General features: G+C 68.3%; 1 protein-coding gene. It reads right to left on the bottom strand.

Translation table 11 applies throughout. From position 1 onward, the window contains the following. Nucleotides 1-684, bottom strand: a 684-nt coding sequence (locus O7A70_RS33900; RefSeq protein WP_337144218.1) for a condensation domain-containing protein, incomplete at both ends; no start/stop codon positions are given.

Here is a 684-nt window from a genome sequence, read left to right as displayed (position 1 = left end):
TGCAGCGTTGCGCCAGCGCCAGCGAGGCATGCTCGTGCGCCAGCAGTTCGGAAAGCCGTGCATGGGTGCTGCGCACGCTCGCCGCGACCCCGGTGCCGTCCAGGTCAAGCCGCACAGGCAAGGTGTTCATGAACAGCCCGAGCGCACGGTCGGCGCCGGGGCCTCCATGCATGCGGCCGAACAGCACCGTGCCGAACACCACCTGTTCTCGACCGCTGCCGCGCGCCACCACCTGACCCCAGGCCAGATGGCACAGGCTTGCCAGGCTCACCCCCAGCCGCCGCGCCTGAGCCCGCAGCCGATCGTTGAGCGCCCGCGGCAGCATCCGATGCGCCTCGCCGACCCCGCTGCCGTCGCCATGCACCTCGCTCAGCCCGAACGGCATCGTCGGCTCGTCGATGTCGGCCAGCATCGCCCGGAAGAACTCTTGATGTGCCTTTGCATCGACACCCAGGCGCGCCTGCGCCACCAGATTGCGGAACGGCTGTGGTTCTATCAGCTCATCCTCGCGTCCCTCCAGCACGGTCCGCACCTCGGCATGCATAAGCTCCGATGTGGTGTGATCCCCGATCAAATGATGCAGCAGCTCCAAAAGCAGCCAGCGCCCGCTGCCGGGCTCGCGCGCGATCACGAACCGCAGCAGCGGCGCCCGGCCAAGATCGACGCGATAGTGACGCGGATCGA

Source organism: Mesorhizobium sp. Cs1299R1N1 (genome assembly GCF_037179655.1).
GTDB classification, from domain to species: Bacteria; Pseudomonadota; Alphaproteobacteria; order Rhizobiales; family Rhizobiaceae; genus Mesorhizobium; species Mesorhizobium salmacidum.
Note: the sequence above shows the minus strand (reverse complement) of the source record. Positions and strands in the feature narration are given on the sequence as shown.